Source organism: Streptomyces poriferorum, assembly GCF_019399235.1.
GTDB lineage: Bacteria > Actinomycetota > Actinomycetes > Streptomycetales > Streptomycetaceae > Streptomyces > Streptomyces poriferorum.
The window spans coordinates 1-19,317 of record NZ_JAELVH010000022.1 but is presented as its reverse complement, the minus strand read 5'-3'; the positions used below and the strand labels follow the sequence as shown (position 1 = coordinate 19,317).

Here is a 19,317-nt window from a genome sequence, read left to right as displayed (position 1 = left end):
GCGCGAACGCGAAAGCGACCCCCGGCCGGAGCCGAGGGTCGCCATCCGTGATCGGGGAGTTACTAGGCCTTGGCCTCGCCCAGCAGCTTCTGGAGCCGCGAGACGCCCTCGACCAGGTCGTCGTCACCCAGCGCGTAGGAAAGACGCAGGTAGCCCGGGGTGCCGAAGGCCTCGCCCGGCACGACCGCGACCTCGGCCTCGTCCAGGATCAGCGCAGCCAGCTCGACCGACGTGGCCGGACGCCTGCCGCGGATCTCCTTGCCGAGCAGCTCCTTCACCGACGGGTAGGCGTAGAACGCGCCCTCGGGCTCGGGGCACAGGACGCCGTCGATCTCGTTGAGCATCCGCACGATGGTCTGCCGGCGCCGGTCGAAGGCGGTGCGCATCTCGGCGACCGCGTCCAGGTTCCCGGAGACGGCGGCCAGCGCGGCGATCTGGGCGACGTTGGAGACGTTGGAGGTGGCGTGCGACTGCAGGTTCGTCGCCGCCTTGACCACGTCCTTGGGGCCGACGATCCACCCCACGCGCCAACCGGTCATCGCATACGTCTTGGCGACACCGTTGACCACGATGCACTTGTCGCGCAGCTCGGGCACGATCGCCGGCAGCGAGGTGAACTTCGCGTCGCCGTAGACGAGGTGCTCGTAGATCTCGTCGGTCAGCACCCACAGACCGTGCTCGACGGCCCACTTGCCGATCGCCTCGGCCTCCGCCTCGCTGTAGACCGCACCGGTCGGGTTCGACGGGGAGACGAACAGGACGACCTTCGTACGCTCCGTGCGCGCCGCCTCCAGCTGCTCCACCGAGACCCGGTACCCGGTGGTCTCGTCGGCCACGACATCCACCGGTACGCCGCCGGCGAGGCGGATCGACTCGGGGTAGGTGGTCCAGTACGGCGCGGGGACGATGACCTCGTCGCCCGGGTCGAGGATCGCGGCGAAGGCCTCGTAGATGGCCTGCTTGCCGCCGTTGGTCACCAGGATCTGGGAGGCGTCGACCTCATAGCCGGAGTCGCGCAGCGTCTTCTCGGCGATGGCGGCCTTGAGCTCGGGGAGCCCGCCCGCCGGGGTGTAGCGGTGGTACTTCGGGTTGCGGCAGGCCTCGACCGCGGCGTCGACGATGTAGCCGGGGGTCGGGAAGTCGGGCTCGCCCGCGCCGAAGCCGATCACCGGACGGCCGGCGGCCTTGAGGGCCTTGGCCTTGGCGTCGACGGCGAGGGTGGCGGACTCGGAGATGGCACCGATGCGGGCGGAGACCCGGCGCTCGGAGGGAGAAGTAGCAGCGCTCATGCCCCCATGCTCGCAGACCGTATTCCCCGTCGGCACAGGGGTTTCAGGGACCGGACAGCAGCCGGACACCATGTGGACGGACGACCGGACAGCATCGGACAGGAACGGTCGGGAGCTATCTGTTCGACGCCGGGCCGCTGAGCACGTACACTCACCTGTCGTTGGCCTTCACCAGCCGCACCGTTCCTGCACTCGGGGCATCCGGGGACATGCGGTAGGTTGGTGGAAACCACAAAGGGTCGTAGCTCAATTGGTAGAGCACTGGTCTCCAAAACCAGCGGTTGGGGGTTCAAGTCCCTCCGGCCCTGCTACACACTCCTTCGCCAGGATGTGTGCGCATGTACGTACTTCAATGCACTGCCGTGCGGCTTCACCGGGCGCGGCACGGCCATGACCCGGAATCAGGTGAGAAGCGTGACGGACGCCGTGGGCTCCATCGACATGCCTGATGCCGAGGATGAAGTCCCCGAGTCGAAGAAGAAGACCCGGAAGGGCGGCAAGCGCGGCAAGAAGGGCCCTCTGGGCCGTCTCGCGCTCTTCTACCGCCAGATCGTCGCCGAGCTCCGCAAGGTTGTCTGGCCGACTCGCAACCAGCTGACGACATACACCACAGTGGTGATTGTGTTCGTAGTCGTCATGATTGGTCTTGTTACCGTGATTGACTTCGGTTTCCAGCGGGTCATCAAGTACGTCTTCGGCTGATCCCGCGGAGGGCGCCTCATGGGGGCGCCCCTTTCGCATGTTCCACCCATTTGTATCCAGGAAGAAGCAGCCACCGTGTCTGACCCGAACCTGAACGACGCCGTCGAGCCGACGGCGGGCGCCTTCGAGTCCGCCGAGGACGAGCTCGACATCGTCGAGGCGGCGGACGCTGAGGAGCCGGACCAGGCTGAAGCTGCCGACGCCGCCGCGGGCGAGCCCGCCGAGCAGGCCGCCGTGCACGTCGAGGACGCCGCCGAAGCCGACGACGAGGCCCCCGGGGCCGAAGCCGGTGACGACGAGGACGAGAGCCCCGAGGCCGCGGAAGCCGCCGACGAGGCCGACGAGGAAGAGGCCGAGCCGGCCGAGCCCGTCGACGCCGTCACCGCCCTGCGCGAGGAGCTCCGCACCCTCCCGGGCGAGTGGTACGTCATTCACACGTACGCCGGTTACGAGAAGCGCGTGAAGGCCAACCTGGAGCAGCGCGCCGTCTCGCTGAACGTGGAGGAGTTCGTCTATCAGGCCGAGGTGCCTGAGGAGGAAATCGTCCAGATCAAGAACGGCGAGCGCAAGAACGTACGGCAGAACAAGCTCCCGGGTTACGTCCTGGTGCGCATGGACCTGACGAACGAGTCCTGGGGCGTCGTCCGTAACACGCCCGGCGTCACCGGCTTCGTGGGCAACGCCTACGACCCGTACCCGCTGACCCTGGACGAGATCGTCAAGATGCTCGCCCCGGAGGCCGAGGAGAAGGCCGCCCGCGAGGCCGCCGAGGCCGAGGGCAAGCCGGCTCCGTCCCGCAAGGTCGAGGTCCAGGTGCTGGACTTCGAGGTGGGCGACTCGGTCACCGTCACCGACGGCCCCTTCGCGACTCTGCAGGCGACGATCAACGAGATCAACGCCGACTCCAAGAAGGTCAAGGGTCTCGTGGAGATCTTCGGCCGCGAGACTCCGGTCGAGCTCAGCTTCGACCAGATCCAGAAGAACTAGCGGTTATTCGCCAGCTTCTGGACACATGCCTACCGAGCAGGTCAGACCGGCTGTCACAGCAGGTCTGACCTGCTCGGTTTTTGGTCGCGCAGCTATACCCGTTATCGTTGTGCGGTATGCCTGCATCCGGATGACCGGATGACGGCGAAAACTCTCACTAGGACCCGGAGAGAGCACATGCCTCCCAAGAAGAAGAAGATCACGGGGCTTATCAAGCTCCAGATCAACGCCGGTGCGGCCAACCCGGCCCCGCCGGTCGGCCCCGCACTGGGCCAGCACGGCGTCAACATCATGGAGTTCTGCAAGGCCTACAACGCCGCGACCGAGTCGCAGCGTGGCATGGTCGTGCCGGTGGAGATCACGGTCTACGACGACCGCTCCTTCACCTTCATCACCAAGACTCCGCCGGCCGCCAAGCTGATCCTCAAGGCCGCGGGTGTGGACAAGGGCTCCGGCGAGCCGCACAAGACCAAGGTTGCCAAGCTGACGGCCGCCCAGGTCCGCGAGATCGCCACGACGAAGCTCCCCGACCTGAACGCCAATGACCTCGACGCCGCGTCGAAGATCATCGCCGGCACCGCCCGTTCCATGGGCATCACGGTCGAAGGCTGATTCAGCCCCACCCCCCAGTGGTAGGACCAAGCGCCGGTCCGCACCACGACTCCACATTCTGAAACCACAGGAGTAGAAGTGAAGCGCAGCAAGAACCTCCGCGCTGCGGACGCCAAGATCGACCGGGCGCGGAACTACGCCCCGCTCGAGGCCGTCCGTATCGCCAAGGACACCGCCTCCACGAAGTTCGACAGCACCGTCGAGGTCGCGTTTGCCCTGGGTGTTGACCCGCGCAAGGCCGACCAGATGGTCCGTGGCACCGTGAACCTCCCGCACGGCACCGGCAAGACCGCCCGGGTCCTGGTCTTCGCGACCGGTGACCGTGCTGCGGCCGCGGAAGCCGCGGGCGCCGACATCGTCGGCGCCGACGAGCTCATCGACGAGGTGGCGAAGGGCCGTCTGGACTTCGACGCCGTCGTCGCGACCCCGGACCTCATGGGCAAGGTCGGCCGCCTCGGCCGCGTGCTCGGTCCGCGTGGTCTGATGCCGAACCCGAAGACCGGCACCGTCACCCCCGACGTCGTGAAGGCTGTCAACGACATCAAGGGCGGCAAGATCGAGTTCCGCGTCGACAAGCACTCGAACCTGCACTTCATCATCGGCAAGACCTCGTTCGACGAGACCAAGCTGGTGGAGAACTACGCAGCGGCGCTGGACGAGATCCTCCGTCTGAAGCCGTCCGCCGCCAAGGGCCGCTACATCAAGAAGGCCACGCTGGCCACCACGATGGGCCCCGGCATCCCGCTGGACTCCAACCGCACCCGTAACCTCCTCGTCGAGGAGGACCCGGCCTCCGTCTGAGCCATCGCGCTCGTACGACCGCCGTGTCACGTGTGACATTGACGGGCCCCGCAACCTTTCGAGGTGCGGGGCCCGTCCTCGTATGTACGTACCGATGGCTGTCGGTGCCGTGCGTTGGCGTGCGGGGACCGAGAGCCGAACGAGGGGTGGAAGCTGACATGAGGACCAGTACCGTACGGCGCGTTGGCCTGGCCGTGGCAGTGGCGGCGGCGCTGACGTCGGTCGGGGCCTGCGGCGGATCGGACGACGGCTCCACGAGCAAGGCCAGGGGCAAGGACGCCGGCAGCGGCGTGGTGAAGACCGACGCGATCGCCGCGCTGCTCGACGTGCAGAAGAAGACCGGCGCCGCCAGCTCGGCGAAGGTCGAGGGAACCATGACCGTGGGCAGTGCCATGTCCATGAAGCAGTCCGGGGCGCTCGACTGGAGCGACGGCGTCAGCGGCAGCATGGAGATCACGTACACCGGCGGTGCCATGGCCGACACCATGAAGAAGTCCGGCGGCAACGGCACGATGCAGGCCCGCTACTTCAAGGACGGCTACGCGGCGGACATGGGCGAGGCGATGGCCCAGCAGACCGGTGGCAAGCGCTGGATCAGCTACTCCTACGAGGACCTCGCCGCGCTCGGGGGCGCCTCCGGGGCGGCGATGAAGGACCAGATGCAGAACACCACTCCCGACCAGGGAGTGAAGTCGCTGCTGGCCTCCGGCGATGTGAAGGAGGTCGGCAAGGAGCAGGTCCGTGGTGTCCGGACCACGCACTACTCCGGCACGGTCGACGTCGCCGAGCTGACCGCCAAGACGTCGAAGCTGGACGCCGATCAGCTGGCCGCGCTCAAGAAGCAGCTCAACGACGCGGGGATCACCACGGAGACGGTCGACATCTGGGTCGACGAGAACGACCTGCTGGTGAAGAAGAGCGAGCGCGGGCAGATGAAGACCGGCGAGCTCAACACGACCATGTTCTACAGCGACTACGGGACCAAGGTGTCGGTCCAGCGCCCGCCGGCCGGCGAGACGATCGGCTTCAAGGAACTGTTCCAGCAGCAGCAGGGCGCGACCGCGGGAGCGTCCTAAACCTTCCGGACCACCCGAACCGGGACGGATTTGCCCGGCGCGACCCCGGTCGCGTACTCTTCTGCAGAAGCCAAAGACCGCTGGTCGTTGCTGAAACCCGCAAGGGTGACGGCAACCGAAGGATCCGTTGAATGCGGACGACCTGCGCAGGTGACTGTGGAAAAGCTCCCGTATTTTGTTCGGTCGAGCTTCGCCCTGGCGCCTGCGCCGGGGCGTTTCGTCTTTTCCGGGGCCTTTTGAGCGGTCCTCATCACCCGGAAGGAGGCCGACGCTCATGGCAAGGCCCGACAAGGCTGCAGCGGTAGCCGAGCTCGCGGACCAGTTCCGCAGCTCGAACGCCGCCGTGCTGACCGAGTACCGGGGTCTCACCGTGGCGCAGCTCAAGACGCTGCGTCGTTCGCTCGGTGAGAACGCCCAGTACGCCGTGGTGAAGAACACGCTGACCAAGATTGCGGCCAACGAGGCCGGGATCGACACGCTGGACGACCTGTTCTCAGGTCCGACGGCGGTTGCCTTCGTCACCGGTGACCCGGTGGAGTCGGCGAAGGGTCTTCGTGACTTCGCCAAGGACAACCCCAACCTCATCATCAAGGGCGGTGTCCTTGACGGTAAGGCGCTGTCCGCCGATGAGATCAAGAAGCTCGCGGACCTCGAGTCCCGCGAGGTTCTGCTCGCCAAGCTGGCCGGCGCCATGAAGGGCAAGCAGACTCAGGCTGCGCAGCTCTTCCAGGCTCTGCCGTCGAAGTTCGTCCGCACCGCGGAAGCTCTTCGTGCCAAGCGGGAAGAGCAGGGCGGTGCCGGTACTCCGGCTCCCGCCGAGGCCGCCGAGTAATTTCGCTCAGCGGTCCAGCGGGCTCCACGTACGCCCGCCGACATATACATCCGGCACCTGCCGAATAGTGGAAGGACGCCATCATGGCGAAGCTCAGCCAGGAAGACCTGCTCGCTCAGTTCGAGGAGCTCACCCTCATCGAGCTCTCCGAGTTCGTTAAGGCCTTCGAGGAGAAGTTCGACGTCACCGCCGCCGCGGCCGTCGCCGTTGCCGGCCCCGCCGCCGGTGGTGCCGCTGTCGAGGCCGAGGCCGAGCAGGACGAGTTCGACGTCATCCTCACCGCCGCCGGTGACAAGAAGATCCAGGTCATCAAGGTCGTGCGTGAGCTGACCTCCCTCGGCCTGAAGGAGGCCAAGGACCTCGTCGACGGCGCCCCGAAGCCCGTCGTCGAGAAGGTCGCCAAGGAGGCCGCCGAGAAGGCTGCCGAGTCCCTCAAGGCCGCCGGCGCCTCCGTCGAGGTCAAGTGACCCAGCGAGTCTTCTGACTCCTCTGGGACCCCCGTGCCGCGAGGCACGGGCGTCACTTCGCGAAAGGCGATCACCCGTACGGGTGGTCGCCTTTCGGCGTACCCGCGGTGGGTGCCTTGCTCTTCGCGCGGTGACGAGTATGGTGATCTTCGCCGTGCGCCTCTCGTGGGGAGCACGGGTGGCGCCGAGAGGCGGCGGGACGCGGGTCTCGGGGCCCGTACCGGCTGGGGGGCCTTGACGAACCGCACGAGGCGCGCAATTCTCAAGGCGCGTCGTCACATCGATCCGAATCCGAGGCATGGATCGATGGCGAAGAGGGCAGTAAAGAAGAGCGCACCCCGCGCAGGGCTAGACATAGGTGTTGAGAACAGCTGTTGAGAGCAACGTGGGTCTCTGAGAACCCCGACTGGACATCAGTGTGCCGCTTGGCTACACTGACCCTTTGCGCTGCCTGTTAGCTGCCTCCTGCCCGTCACCAGGGGCATACCCATCTTGTGCACCGTGGACCGTTCATCCCTCATCTGGGATATCTGTCCACCTGTCCAGTTTGGGACCGGTACGCGCGTAGTGAGTCCGAGCCCTCGGAAGGACCCCCTCTTGGCCGCCTCGCGCAACGCCTCGACCGCGAATACGAACAACGGTGCCAGCACCGCCCCGCTGCGCATCTCTTTTGCAAAGATCAAGGAGCCCCTCGAGGTTCCGAACCTCCTCGCGCTGCAGACCGAGAGCTTTGACTGGCTCCTCGGTAACGCCGCCTGGAAGGCTCGCGTCGAGGCTGCTCTGGACAGTGGACAAGACGTCCCCACCAAGTCCGGCCTGGAGGAGATCTTCGAGGAGATCTCACCGATCGAGGACTTCTCCGGGTCGATGTCGCTTACGTTCCGCGACCACCGCTTCGAGCCCCCCAAGAACTCGATCGACGAGTGCAAGGAGCGCGACTTCACGTTCGCCGCCCCGCTCTTCGTCACGGCCGAGTTCACCAACAACGAGACCGGCGAGATCAAGTCCCAGACGGTCTTCATGGGCGATTTCCCGCTCATGACCAACAAGGGCACCTTCGTCATCAACGGCACCGAGCGTGTCGTGGTGTCGCAGCTGGTCCGCTCGCCGGGTGTCTACTTCGACTCCTCGATCGACAAGACGTCCGACAAGGACATCTTCTCCGCCAAGATCATCCCTTCCCGGGGTGCCTGGCTGGAGATGGAGATCGACAAGCGCGACATGGTCGGTGTCCGCATCGACCGCAAGCGCAAGCAGTCCGTCACCGTCCTCCTGAAGGCTCTCGGCTGGACCACCGAGCAGATCCTCGAGGAGTTCGGCGAGTACGAGTCCATGCGCGCCACCCTGGAGAAAGACCACACCCAGGGCCAGGACGACGCGCTGCTCGACATCTACCGCAAGCTGCGTCCGGGCGAGCCGCCGACGCGCGAGGCTGCTCAGACGCTGCTCGAGAACCTCTACTTCAACCCGAAGCGCTACGACCTCGCGAAGGTCGGCCGCTACAAGGTGAACAAGAAGCTCGGCGCGGATGAGCCGCTCGACGCCGGTGTCCTCACCAGCGACGACATCATCGCGACCATCAAGTACCTGGTGAAGCTGCACGCCGGGGAGACCGAGACGACCGGCGAGTCCGGCCGGGAGATCGTCGTCGAGACCGACGACATCGACCACTTCGGCAACCGTCGTCTGCGTAACGTCGGCGAGCTCATCCAGAACCAGGTCCGTACGGGTCTGGCCCGGATGGAGCGCGTCGTGCGTGAGCGCATGACGACTCAGGACGTCGAGGCCATCACGCCGCAGACCCTGATCAACATCCGGCCGGTCGTCGCCTCCATCAAGGAGTTCTTCGGCACCAGCCAGCTGTCGCAGTTCATGGACCAGAACAACCCGCTGTCGGGTCTCACCCACAAGCGCCGCCTGTCGGCGCTCGGCCCGGGTGGTCTGTCCCGTGAGCGGGCCGGCTTCGAGGTCCGTGACGTGCACCCGTCCCACTACGGACGCATGTGCCCGATCGAGACTCCTGAAGGCCCGAACATCGGTCTGATCGGTTCGCTCGCCTCGTACGGCCGCGTCAACGCGTTCGGCTTCATCGAGACGCCGTACCGCAAGGTCGTCGACGGCCAGGTCACCGACGAGGTCGACTACGTCACGGCCGACGAGGAAGACCGTTACGTCATCGCCCAGGCGAACGCGACGCTCTCCGACGAGCTGCGCTTCACCGAGCCCCGCGTCCTGGTCCGCCGTCGTGGCGGAGAGGTCGACTACGTGCCCGGCACCGAAGTCGACTACATGGACGTCTCGCCGCGCCAGATGGTGTCCGTCGCCACCGCGATGATCCCGTTCCTGGAGCACGACGACGCCAACCGTGCCCTCATGGGCGCGAACATGATGCGGCAGGCGGTGCCGCTGATCAAGTCGGAGGCCCCGCTCGTCGGCACCGGCATGGAGTACCGCTGCGCCACCGACGCCGGTGACGTACTGAAGGCCGAGAAGGACGGTGTGGTCCAGGAGGTCTCCGCGGACTACATCACCGTGACCAACGACGACGGCACGTACACCACGTACCGGATCGCGAAGTTCATGCGCTCCAACCAGGGCACCTCGGTCAACCAGAAGGTCGTCGTCTCCGAAGGCGACCGGGTTGTCGCCGAGCAGGTCCTCGCCGACGGTCCGGCCACCGAGAACGGTGAGATGGCCCTCGGTAAGAACCTGCTCGTGGCGTTCATGCCGTGGGAAGGCCACAACTACGAGGACGCGATCATCCTGTCGCAGCGCCTCGTGCAGGACGACGTCCTCTCCTCGATTCACATCGAGGAGCACGAGGTCGACGCCCGTGACACCAAGCTCGGTCCGGAGGAGATCACCCGGGACATCCCGAACGTCTCCGAAGAGGTCCTCGCGGACCTCGACGAGCGCGGCATCATCCGGATCGGTGCCGAGGTCACGGCCGGTGACATCCTCGTCGGCAAGGTCACGCCCAAGGGCGAGACCGAGCTGACCCCCGAGGAGCGCCTGCTCCGCGCGATCTTCGGTGAGAAGGCGCGCGAGGTGCGCGACACCTCGCTGAAGGTGCCGCACGGCGAGATCGGCAAGATCATCGGCGTCCGCGTCTTCGACCGCGAAGAGGGCGACGAGCTGCCGCCGGGCGTGAACCAGCTGGTCCGCGTCTACGTCGCGCAGAAGCGCAAGATCACCGATGGTGACAAGCTCGCCGGCCGTCACGGCAACAAGGGCGTCATCTCGAAGATCCTCCCGATCGAGGACATGCCGTTCCTGGAGGACGGCACCCCGGTCGACATCATCCTCAACCCGCTGGGTGTCCCGTCCCGAATGAACCCGGGACAGGTCCTGGAGATCCACCTCGGCTGGCTCGCCAGCCGCGGCTGGGACGTCTCCGGCCTCGGTGACGAGTGGGCCAAGCGCCTGCAGCTCATCGGCGCCGACCAGGTCGCCCCCGGCACCAACGTCGCCACGCCCGTCTTCGACGGTGCGCGCGAGGACGAGATCACCGGCCTCTTCCAGGCCACGATCCCGAACCGCGACGGCGACCGGCTGGTCCAGCCCTCGGGCAAGGCCAACCTGTTCGACGGCCGCTCCGGCGAGCCGTTCCCGGAGCCGGTCTCGGTCGGCTACATGTACATCCTCAAGCTCCACCACCTCGTCGACGACAAGCTGCACGCTCGTTCGACGGGTCCGTACTCCATGATCACCCAGCAGCCGCTGGGTGGTAAGGCTCAGTTCGGTGGACAGCGCTTCGGTGAAATGGAGGTGTGGGCCCTTGAAGCTTATGGCGCCGCTTACGCCCTCCAGGAGCTGCTGACGATCAAGTCCGACGACGTGACCGGCCGCGTGAAGGTCTACGAGGCCATCGTCAAGGGCGAGAACATCCCCGAGCCCGGCATTCCCGAGTCCTTCAAGGTGCTCATCAAGGAAATGCAGTCGCTCTGCCTCAACGTGGAGGTGCTGTCCTCGGACGGCATGTCCATCGAGATGCGCGACACGGACGAGGACGTCTTCCGCGCGGCGGAGGAGCTCGGTATCGACCTGTCCCGGCGCGAGCCGAGCAGCGTCGAAGAGGTCTGACGGGTTGGCCGGCCGGATCCCCGTGATCCGGCCGGCTCTCCCCGGACCCGTTCAGACCATTGCTGAAGTGCCCCGATTTCTCGCGTGAAGCGAGGGGGCTCGAACCCCCGAAAGAGGGATTGACGACAAGTGCTCGACGTCAACTTCTTCGACGAGCTGCGGATCGGCCTTGCCACCGCGGACGACATCCGGACCTGGTCCCACGGCGAAGTGAAGAAGCCGGAGACCATCAACTACCGCACGCTCAAGCCCGAAAAGGACGGACTCTTCTGCGAGAAGATCTTCGGTCCGACCCGGGACTGGGAGTGCTACTGCGGCAAGTACAAGCGTGTCCGCTTCAAGGGCATCATCTGTGAGCGCTGTGGCGTCGAGGTCACTCGCGCCAAGGTGCGCCGTGAGCGCATGGGCCACATCGAGCTTGCCGCTCCCGTCACCCACATCTGGTACTTCAAGGGCGTCCCGTCGCGCCTGGGCTACCTGCTGGACCTCGCGCCGAAGGACCTCGAGAAGGTCATCTACTTCGCCGCGTACATGATCACGTTCGTCGACGAGGAGCGCCGCACCCGCGACCTCCCGTCGCTGGAGGCTCACGTCTCCGTCGAGCGCCAGCAGGTCGAGAACCGTCGCGACTCGGACCTCGAGAACCGCGCCAAGAAGCTCGAGACCGACCTCGGCGAGCTCGAGGCCGAGGGCGCCAAGGCCGACGTGCGCCGCAAGGTGCGCGAAGGTGCCGAGCGTGAGATGAAGCAGCTGCGCGACCGTGCGCAGCGCGAGATCGACCGTCTCGACGAGGTGTGGAGCCGCTTCAAGAACCTCAAGGTCCAGGACCTCGAGGGCGACGAGCTGCTCTACCGCGAGCTGCGTGACCGCTTCGGCACGTACTTCGACGGCTGCATGGGTGCTGCCGCTCTGCAGAAGCGCCTGGAGTCGTTCGACCTCGACGAGGAGGCCGAGCGCCTCCGCGAGATCATCCGTACCGGCAAGGGCCAGAAGAAGACCCGTGCGCTCAAGCGCCTCAAGGTCGTCTCCGCGTTCCTGCAGACCAGCAACAAGCCCAAGGGCATGGTGCTCGACTGCGTGCCGGTCATCCCGCCGGACCTGCGTCCGATGGTGCAGCTGGACGGTGGCCGCTTCGCGACCTCCGACCTGAACGACCTGTACCGCCGTGTGATCAACCGCAACAACCGCCTCAAGCGTCTCCTTGACCTCGGTGCCCCCGAGATCATCGTGAACAACGAGAAGCGGATGCTGCAGGAGGCCGTCGACGCGCTGTTCGACAACGGCCGCCGCGGTCGCCCGGTCACCGGTCCCGGTAACCGCCCGCTCAAGTCCCTCAGCGACATGCTGAAGGGCAAGCAGGGCCGATTCCGTCAGAACCTTCTCGGCAAGCGTGTGGACTACTCCGCGCGTTCCGTGATCGTCGTCGGCCCGCAGCTGAAGCTGCACCAGTGCGGCCTGCCCAAGGCCATGGCGCTGGAGCTCTTCAAGCCGTTCGTGATGAAGCGCCTGGTGGACCTGAACCACGCGCAGAACATCAAGTCGGCCAAGCGCATGGTCGAGCGCGGCCGCACGGTCGTGTACGACGTCCTGGAAGAGGTCATCGCCGAGCACCCGGTTCTCCTGAACCGTGCGCCGACGCTGCACCGCCTCGGCATCCAGGCCTTCGAGCCGCAGCTGGTCGAGGGCAAGGCCATCCAGATCCACCCGCTCGTCTGCACCGCGTTCAACGCGGACTTCGACGGTGACCAGATGGCCGTGCACCTGCCGCTCTCCGCGGAGGCGCAGGCCGAGGCCCGCATCCTGATGCTGTCCTCGAACAACATCCTGAAGCCGGCCGACGGTCGTCCCGTCACCATGCCTACGCAGGACATGGTGCTGGGTCTGTTCTTCCTGACCACCGACGGTGAGCTCCGTGACACCAAGGGCGAGGGCCGCGCGTTCGGCTCCACGGCCGAGGCGATCATGGCGTTCGACGCCGGCGAGCTGGCGCTCCAGTCGTCCGTCGACATCCGCTTCCCGGTGGGCACCATCCCGCCGCGTGGCTGGGTGCCGCCGGTCGCCGAGGAGGGCGAGCCCGAGTACCAGCCGGGTGACACCTTCCGGCTGCGGACGAGCCTGGGCCGCGCGCTCTTCAACGAGCTGCTGCCCGAGGACTACCCGTTCGTCGACTACTCGGTCGGCAAGAAGCAGCTCTCCGAGATCGTCAACGATCTCGCCGAGCGCTACCCCAAGGTCATCGTGGCGGCGACGCTCGACAACCTGAAGGCGGCGGGCTTCCACTGGGCGACCCGTTCCGGGGTCACCGTCTCCGTTGCCGACATCGTCGTGCCCGAGGCCAAGAAGGCCATCGTCAAGGGCTACGAGGACCAGGACGAGAAGGTCCAGAAGCAGTACGAGCGCGGTCTGATCACCAAGGACGAGCGCACGCAGGAGCTCATCGCGATCTGGACCAAGGCGACCAACGAGGTTGCCGAGGCGATGAACGCGAACTTCCCCAAGACGAACCCCATCTTCATGATGGTTGACTCGGGTGCCCGAGGAAACATGATGCAGATGCGTCAGATCGCCGGTATGCGTGGTCTGGTGTCCAACGCCAAGAACGAGACGATTCCTCGTCCCATCAAGGCGTCCTTCCGTGAGGGCCTCACCGTTCTGGAGTACTTCATCTCCACGCACGGTGCCCGTAAGGGTCTGGCGGACACCGCCCTGCGTACCGCCGACTCGGGTTACCTGACCCGTCGTCTGGTGGACGTCTCGCAGGACGTGATCATTCGCGAGGAGGACTGCGGCACCGACCGTGGCCTCAAGCTGAAGATCGCGGTCAAGGGTGCCGACGGCGTGCTCCGCAAGACGGACGACGTCGAGACCTCGGTGTACGCCCGCATGCTCGCTGAGGACGTCGTCGTCGACGGCAAGGTCATCGCGCCTGCCAACGTCGACCTCGGTGACGTCCTGATCGACGCCCTGGTGGGCGCCGGCGTCGAGGAGGTCAAGACCCGCTCGGTCCTGACCTGTGAGTCCGCGGTCGGCACCTGTGCCTTCTGCTACGGACGCTCGCTCGCCACCGGCAAGCTGGTCGACATCGGTGAGGCGGTCGGCATCATCGCCGCCCAGTCCATCGGTGAGCCCGGTACCCAGCTGACGATGCGTACCTTCCACACCGGTGGTGTGGCCGGTGACGACATCACCCAGGGTCTGCCCCGAGTCGTCGAGCTCTTCGAAGCCCGTACGCCGAAGGGTGTCGCCCCGATCTCGGAGTCCGCAGGCCGGGTCCGGATCGAGGAGACCGAGAAGACCAAGAAGCTCGTGGTCACGCCGGACGACGGCAGCGAGGAGATTCCTTTCCCGATCTCCAAGCGTGCCCGTCTGCTGGTGGGCGAGGGCGACCACGTCGAGGTGGGCCAGAAGCTCACCGTGGGTGCCACCAACCCGCACGACGTGCTGCGGATCCTCGGTCAGCGCGCGGTCCAGGTCCACCTGGTCGGCGAAGTCCAGAAGGTCTACAACTCGCAGGGCGTGTCGATCCACGACAAGCACATCGAGATCATCATCCGGCAGATGCTCCGCCGCGTGACGATCATCGAGTCCGGCGACGCGGAACTGCTGCCGGGCGAGCTCGTCGAGCGCTCGAAGTTCGAGACCGAGAACCGTCGTGTGGTCCAGGAGAGCGGTCACCCCGCCTCCGGCCGACCGCAGCTGATGGGTATCACCAAGGCCTCGCTGGCGACGGAGTCGTGGCTGTCCGCGGCTTCCTTCCAGGAGACGACCAGGGTCCTGACGGACGCGGCGATCAACGCCAAGTCCGACTCCCTGATCGGCCTCAAGGAGAACGTCATCATCGGTAAGCTCATCCCGGCCGGTACGGGTCTGTCCCGCTACCGCAACATCCGGGTCGAGCCGACCGAGGAGGCCAAGGCCGCGATGTACTCGGCCGTCGGCTACGACGACATCGACTACTCGCCGTTCGGCACGGGCTCCGGCCAGGCCGTTCCGCTGGAGGACTACGACTACGGTCCGTACAACCAGTAAGCGAGTCGCTTGATTCGACCTGAGGGCGGTCACCCCGTGCATGCGGGGTGGCCGCCCTCAGGCGTGTCCGGGTGGCATCCCGCCCGGCGGCTCTCAGCGTGGGCCCAGGCTCCACAGGGCCAGGACCGCGGTGCCGAGCGCGGTGAGGGCGCCGATACCGGCCAGCGGCCAGCGGCGGCGTTCCAGTTCGCCCAGCCGGATCTCGTGGTCGGTGAGCTGTCTGTCGCTCTGGTCGCTCCGCTGGACCAGGAGGGCGAACGCGCCGTCCACCCGGGCGAAGCCGGCCTCGGCCGTGCCCCGCAGGCGTTCCAGTTCGACGGCGAGGACCGAGGAGGTCTCCTGACGGGCCGGTCCGCTCACCGCACGGCCCCCTCGTCGTACGCGGCGGCCGTGTCAGCGCCGCGGAGGCGCGTGCCGGGCCCCGCCTGATCCGAACGAGGGGTTCGAGGCGTCTCCATGGTGTGATCACGCCCTTTCAGGAGGAGTGCGGGACCTTCAGAGCTGCCCAGGAGGCGCTGCCGGGCCAGCCGTCGGCGTCGGCGCCGCTGTATCCGAGCCTGCGCTGCCACTTCGCGTAGCCGGCCCGGTCGGCCTCGGTCCACCGCGGGCCGGGGCCGGACCTGTAGGCGGAGCAGCCCACGGCGACCAGCCGTCGTCCCATGGCGGTGACGATCGCCGATGTCGGCGACGCCTTGAACCACGCGGTGCCGGGGAACGGCTGGAGTGCGGGGCCCGCGGCGCCCCCCGAGCCAGGGTTCGACGCCAGCCGGGCCGCGATCCGGCCGCGCAGGGACGCCATCGTGAAGCCGGCCGGGTCGATCTTGGCGTCGGTCCACTCCTTGTGCCCGATCACCGAGGCGGCGCTCCAGCCGTGCGCGCGGCACAGCGCGGCGGACGCCCTGGTGATGGCGGTGAGCTGGGCCTCGGGCCAGGGGTCCTTGCCGTTGCCGAGGTTCTCGCACTCGAAGCCGTAGAAGTGGGTGTTGCCGTCGGCGGTACGCCCGTGCGGCGCGGGCAGGGCGCTCCGCTCGGCGATGACGGCTGCGAGCACGCCGGCGTCGCCGGAACCGGCGTGGTTGGCGCGGCCGTTGCCGACGAGGTGGACGGTGCCGTCCTTGGCGATGACGCCGTGGCAGAGCGGGCCGGGTAGGCCGGAGTGCCCGTTGTAGCAGAGGGCGACCGTGGCGGCGGTGCCGGAGGTGACCGTGTGATGGATCATCACTCCGTTCACCGGGCCCCAGGCGCCCTTGGTGTCGCGGTTGTGGGTGCGCCAGCCGCTGTGCTCGACGACGGTCAGGCCCTCCGACCTGAGGGTGGCGAGCAGGGCGGCGGCGGTCAGGGGTGTGGCCATGAGGGTCCTTGGGTGGTGGTCGGGCCGGGGATACGTGCGGGGCGGGGACCGTCAGCGCGCCAGGACGTCCCACAGGGTGAGGAGGGCGACGGCGAGAGCGGTGATGGCGCCGACGCTGGCCAGCGGCCAGCGCCCGCGTTCCAGCGCGTCGAGCCGGGCCTCGTGGTCGGTGAGCTGCCGGTCGGTCCGGTCGCTGCGCTGGACGAGCAGCGCCAGGGCACCGTCGACCCTGGCGAAGCCCGCTTCGAGGGTGCCGCGGAGCCGTTCCAGCTCGCGGGCGTCGGCGACCGGGTCGTGCGCGTGGGCGTCAGCCGGCGTCATGGGCGGCCCGGGTCGCGGTGCTGGTGGTCGGGTCCGGTCCGGTGGCGGGCCCGGCAGCACCGGTGGTTGCGTCGGCGTCGGCCGCGGTCCCGCCGGCCGGTGCGGTGGCCGGGTCCGTCGGGGTCGTCAGCCAGTCGGGCAGCAGGGCCTGGACGGCCGGGAGGGCCATCGTCCGGGACAGCAGGCCCGAGACGGCGAGGGCCACGCCCACCCAGGGCAGCGAGCGCGGCAGGGCCCCGCTCTCCACCAGGGCGGGCAGGGCGACGGCGATCCCGACGGCGGTCTGCAGGACCGTGCGCAGGGAGCGGGTGGTGGCATGGGACATGGAGTGCCTTTCCGTGCGGTCGTGCGGCCCCCGGGCGCGCCACACGGCGGTGAGCCGCGGGTGCGCCGCGGGAGCGGGGAGGGTCAGGCGGTGTACGGGACCTGCAGCGCGGTCCACGAGCCGGCCCCCGGCCAGCCGTCGGCGTCCGCCCCCGTGTAGCCGAGCTTCTGCTGCCACAGCGCGTACGAGGCGCGGTCGGCCTCGCTCCACTGCGGGCCCGGGCCGTCGGCGTAGGCGGAGCAGCCCTCGGCGATCAGACGGCCGCCCATCGCGGCCACGATCGTGGAGCGGGGCGCGGCGGTGAAGAAGGCGGCGCCCGGGAACGGCTGGTAGCGGGTGGCGCTCCCGCCCGGGGCGGCCGCCAGCAGCGCGGTCACCCGGGAACGCATCGACGCCATGCTGAAGCCCTTGGGGTCGATCTTCTGGTCGGTCCACTCCAGGTGGCCGATGACGGAGGCGGCGTGCCAGCCGTGCGCCCGGCAGATCGCGGCCGACACCCGGGCGACAGCCTCCAACTGCGCTTCGGGCCACGGGTCGGAGCCGTCGCCGAGGTTGACGCACTCGAAGCCGTAGAAGTGGGTGTTGCCGTCGGTGTTGTTCTGGTCCGGCGCCGGGAGCGCGGTTTCGGCGATGACGGCTGCGAGCACGTCGGCGTCGCCGGAACCGGCGTGGTTGGCGCGGCCGTTGCCGACGAGGTGGACGGTGCCGTCCTTGGTGATGACGCCGTGGCAGATCGGACCGGGCAGATCGGTGTAGCCGTCGTAGCAGAGCGCCACGGAGTCCACGGTGGCGGAGGTGACGGTGTGGTGGACGATCACGCCGTTGACCGGGCCCCAGGCGCCCTTGGTGTTGCGGTTGTGGTTGCGCCAGTCGCCGTACTCGACGATGTTCAGCCCTTCGGCGGTCAGGGCATTGACGAGGGCGTCGGCGGTGAGGGGGGTTGCCATGGTGGTGGCTCCTTCCGGAGGTTCGGGATCGCGGGACCGTGAGGTCGGGAGCTGCGGGAACGTGGGATCGCGGGGATCCGTGGGACGTGGGGGCCGGGCTGCGGGGCCGGCCGGTGCGCGCGGGTCCGGGACGGACGCGCGGATGCGCCGGACGGCCGGCCCCCGTGGGTGCGCCGGTGGGTGTCCGGTCAGGAGACGGCGGCCCAGATGGCGTTGGTGTCCGCGACGATGGTGGACGGCGTGAAGGAGGTGGGCAGCGAGGTCTGGCCGGTGGCGGCGAGCCGTGCGTGCCGCACGAAGTGGTTCGGCATCCGGGCGCTGCCGCCCGGGTTGTTGCCGACGCTGGCGCCCACCATGAAGGCGGGACCGTTGGTCTTCGGGTCCGGGCCGTTGATGAGCAGCGCCACCCAGTAGTTGCCCGCGGCCGCCACGTAAGCCGTGGTCAGCTTCAGCACGAAGGTGGCGCCCTCGGTCTTGGTGATCAGCTTGTCGAGGGTGCCGGTGAGCCCGACCCGCGCTCCCGTGCTGGTGTAGAGACCGGCGAACGAGGTGGCGGCGAGGCCGGTACCGACGAAGCCGGGCACGTAGAAGACGACGTTGGTGATGGTCGCGTCGGTGGTCAGCGGGATACCGATCAGGTAGACGGTGCCGCTGATGCAGTACTGCGGGTTGACCACGGAGGACGCCGCCGGGTCGAACGCCCAGGCCTTGAAGCCGAGGGAGGCCGGTGTCCAGGTGCCGGAGGAGGCCACGGTGTCCACGTACGAGCGGCGGACCAGCTGGTTGGCGTCGGCCGGGTCGGCCGAGACGGCGGGGGCGGTGGAGAAGGTCTTGGCTCCGTCGATGGTCTGCGCGCCGCTCAGCAGGACGGCCTGGTCGGCGGATACGGCGCCGAGGTCGCCCGACGTCAGGGTGATGGCGCCCGTCTGCCCGTTGACCGAGGTGACGGGCGCGGCGCCGATCGCCAGGTACCGGGTGTCGGCCGAGGCCGGGGTGAGCGCCCCGAGGTCGGCCGCGGCGAGGGTGACGGTGCCGGTCTGTCCGTTGACGGAGGTGACGCCCTCGCCGGTGCCGTCCGGCAGTTGGGCCTTCGGCACCTTGCCCTCGGCGTCGAGCTGGGCGACCCCGCCCGCCTGGCCGGCCGCGGAGGAGGCGACGGCGCCGACCTCGGAGGCGAGCAGGATGATGTCGCCCTCGGTGTGGCCGTTGACCGAGCGGACCGGGCCCGCCGGACCCTGCGGCCCCGGCTCGCCCTGCGGCCCGGCCGGACCCGGCACGGTCACGTACTGGGCTCCCGCCGGGTCGGCGGGAGCGATGTCGGCGAGGTCGATCTCAGGCACCGTGGCGGACAGGGCGATGCGGTAGGTGCGGTTGCGGCCGGCCCCGGCGATCCGCTCGGTGACGGTGTAGGTCCAGCCGAACGGGTTCCAGCCCTCGGCGTCGGTCGCCGGGAGCGTGACGTCGATGCGGCCCTCGGCGTCGAGGGCGGCGAGCG

General features: G+C 68.0%; 15 protein-coding genes, 1 tRNA gene and 1 pseudogene. 10 read left to right on the top strand and 7 right to left on the bottom strand.

What is annotated here, in order from left to right:
- Positions 1 to 62: 62 nt before the first annotated feature.
- Positions 63 to 1,289, bottom strand: a complete 1,227-nt coding sequence (locus JGS39_RS06570) for a pyridoxal phosphate-dependent aminotransferase (protein ID WP_219567766.1) — start codon at positions 1,287 to 1,289, stop codon at positions 63 to 65.
- Positions 1,290 to 1,524: 235 nt separating this feature from the next.
- On the opposite strand from JGS39_RS06570, the gene JGS39_RS06565 reads away from it, so the two are divergent.
- From JGS39_RS06565 to JGS39_RS06520, 10 genes are all read left to right on the top strand, one after another.
- Positions 1,525 to 1,597 (top strand) — tRNA-Trp (locus JGS39_RS06565).
- Between the two features lie 106 nt (positions 1,598 to 1,703).
- Entirely contained in the window at positions 1,704 to 1,991 is a 288-nt protein-coding gene (gene secE, locus JGS39_RS06560) for a preprotein translocase subunit SecE (protein ID WP_219567765.1), read from the top strand.
- A gap of 75 nt (positions 1,992 to 2,066) precedes the next feature.
- The gene (gene nusG / locus JGS39_RS06555; RefSeq protein ID WP_219567764.1) at positions 2,067 to 2,978 is read left to right on the top strand and encodes a transcription termination/antitermination protein NusG; all 912 of its coding nucleotides are present in this window, start codon (positions 2,067 to 2,069) and stop codon (positions 2,976 to 2,978) included.
- 177 nt (positions 2,979 to 3,155) lie between these two features.
- Positions 3,156 to 3,590, top strand: coding sequence for a 50S ribosomal protein L11 (gene rplK / locus JGS39_RS06550; protein WP_073740413.1), 435 nt, complete (start codon positions 3,156 to 3,158; stop codon positions 3,588 to 3,590).
- Positions 3,591 to 3,668: 78 nt separating this feature from the next.
- Positions 3,669 to 4,391 (top strand): 50S ribosomal protein L1, encoded by a 723-nt coding sequence (gene rplA / locus JGS39_RS06545; RefSeq protein WP_123461041.1) that lies wholly within the window; start codon positions 3,669 to 3,671, stop codon positions 4,389 to 4,391.
- Positions 4,392 to 4,549: 158 nt separating this feature from the next.
- Positions 4,550 to 5,467, top strand: a complete 918-nt coding sequence (locus tag JGS39_RS06540) for an SCO4651 family lipoprotein (protein ID WP_219567763.1) — start codon at positions 4,550 to 4,552, stop codon at positions 5,465 to 5,467.
- A 274-nt stretch (positions 5,468 to 5,741) separates the two neighbouring features.
- On the top strand, positions 5,742 to 6,299 hold the full coding sequence (rplJ, locus tag JGS39_RS06535; protein ID WP_219567762.1) for a 50S ribosomal protein L10: 558 nt from the start codon (positions 5,742 to 5,744) through the stop codon (positions 6,297 to 6,299).
- Positions 6,300 to 6,382: 83 nt separating this feature from the next.
- Positions 6,383 to 6,766, top strand: a complete 384-nt coding sequence (gene rplL, locus JGS39_RS06530) for a 50S ribosomal protein L7/L12 (RefSeq protein ID WP_219567761.1) — start codon at positions 6,383 to 6,385, stop codon at positions 6,764 to 6,766.
- 597 nt (positions 6,767 to 7,363) lie between these two features.
- Positions 7,364 to 10,849 (top strand): DNA-directed RNA polymerase subunit beta, encoded by a 3,486-nt coding sequence (gene rpoB / locus JGS39_RS06525; protein WP_219567760.1) that lies wholly within the window; start codon positions 7,364 to 7,366, stop codon positions 10,847 to 10,849.
- Between the two features lie 129 nt (positions 10,850 to 10,978).
- The gene (locus tag JGS39_RS06520) at positions 10,979 to 14,878 is read left to right on the top strand and encodes a DNA-directed RNA polymerase subunit beta' (RefSeq protein ID WP_148020217.1); all 3,900 of its coding nucleotides are present in this window, start codon (positions 10,979 to 10,981) and stop codon (positions 14,876 to 14,878) included.
- Between the two features lie 93 nt (positions 14,879 to 14,971).
- Here JGS39_RS06520 and JGS39_RS06515 read toward each other — a convergent pair whose 3' ends face one another.
- The 6 genes and pseudogenes from JGS39_RS06515 to JGS39_RS06490 form a co-directional block, all read right to left on the bottom strand.
- Positions 14,972 to 15,238, bottom strand: a complete 267-nt coding sequence (locus JGS39_RS06515; protein WP_219567759.1) for a hypothetical protein — start codon at positions 15,236 to 15,238, stop codon at positions 14,972 to 14,974.
- A gap of 115 nt (positions 15,239 to 15,353) precedes the next feature.
- A complete protein-coding gene (locus JGS39_RS06510) occupies positions 15,354 to 16,229 on the bottom strand; it encodes a peptidoglycan-binding protein (protein WP_219567758.1) in 876 nt (291 codons plus the stop codon).
- A gap of 51 nt (positions 16,230 to 16,280) precedes the next feature.
- A complete protein-coding gene (locus JGS39_RS06505) occupies positions 16,281 to 16,550 on the bottom strand; it encodes a hypothetical protein (RefSeq protein ID WP_219567757.1) in 270 nt (89 codons plus the stop codon).
- 112 nt (positions 16,551 to 16,662) lie between these two features.
- Positions 16,663 to 16,875, bottom strand: a pseudogene (locus JGS39_RS06500) (hypothetical protein); the annotation flags it as partial.
- 83 nt (positions 16,876 to 16,958) lie between these two features.
- The gene (locus JGS39_RS06495; RefSeq protein ID WP_219567756.1) at positions 16,959 to 17,822 is read right to left on the bottom strand and encodes a peptidoglycan-binding protein; all 864 of its coding nucleotides are present in this window, start codon (positions 17,820 to 17,822) and stop codon (positions 16,959 to 16,961) included.
- 188 nt (positions 17,823 to 18,010) lie between these two features.
- A partial coding sequence (locus JGS39_RS06490) for an AsmA family protein (RefSeq protein ID WP_219567755.1) occupies positions 18,011 to 19,317 on the bottom strand: 1,307 nt, incomplete at its 5' end.

Bases quoted from the DNA above. Each gene is read 5' to 3' on its own strand.
- JGS39_RS06570 (WP_219567766.1), bottom strand. From the start codon at position 1,289: ATGAGCGCTGCTACTTCTCCCTCCGAGCGCCGGGTCTCCGCCCGCATC.
- rplK (WP_073740413.1), top strand. From the start codon at position 3,156: ATGCCTCCCAAGAAGAAGAAGATCACGGGGCTTATCAAGCTCCAGATC.
- JGS39_RS06540 (WP_219567763.1), top strand. From the start codon at position 4,550: ATGAGGACCAGTACCGTACGGCGCGTTGGCCTGGCCGTGGCAGTGGCG.
- rplJ (WP_219567762.1), top strand. From the start codon at position 5,742: ATGGCAAGGCCCGACAAGGCTGCAGCGGTAGCCGAGCTCGCGGACCAG.
- rplL (WP_219567761.1), top strand. From the start codon at position 6,383: ATGGCGAAGCTCAGCCAGGAAGACCTGCTCGCTCAGTTCGAGGAGCTC.
- JGS39_RS06510 (WP_219567758.1), bottom strand. From the start codon at position 16,229: ATGGCCACACCCCTGACCGCCGCCGCCCTGCTCGCCACCCTCAGGTCG.
- JGS39_RS06505 (WP_219567757.1), bottom strand. From the start codon at position 16,550: ATGACGCCGGCTGACGCCCACGCGCACGACCCGGTCGCCGACGCCCGC.
- JGS39_RS06495 (WP_219567756.1), bottom strand. From the start codon at position 17,822: ATGGCAACCCCCCTCACCGCCGACGCCCTCGTCAATGCCCTGACCGCC.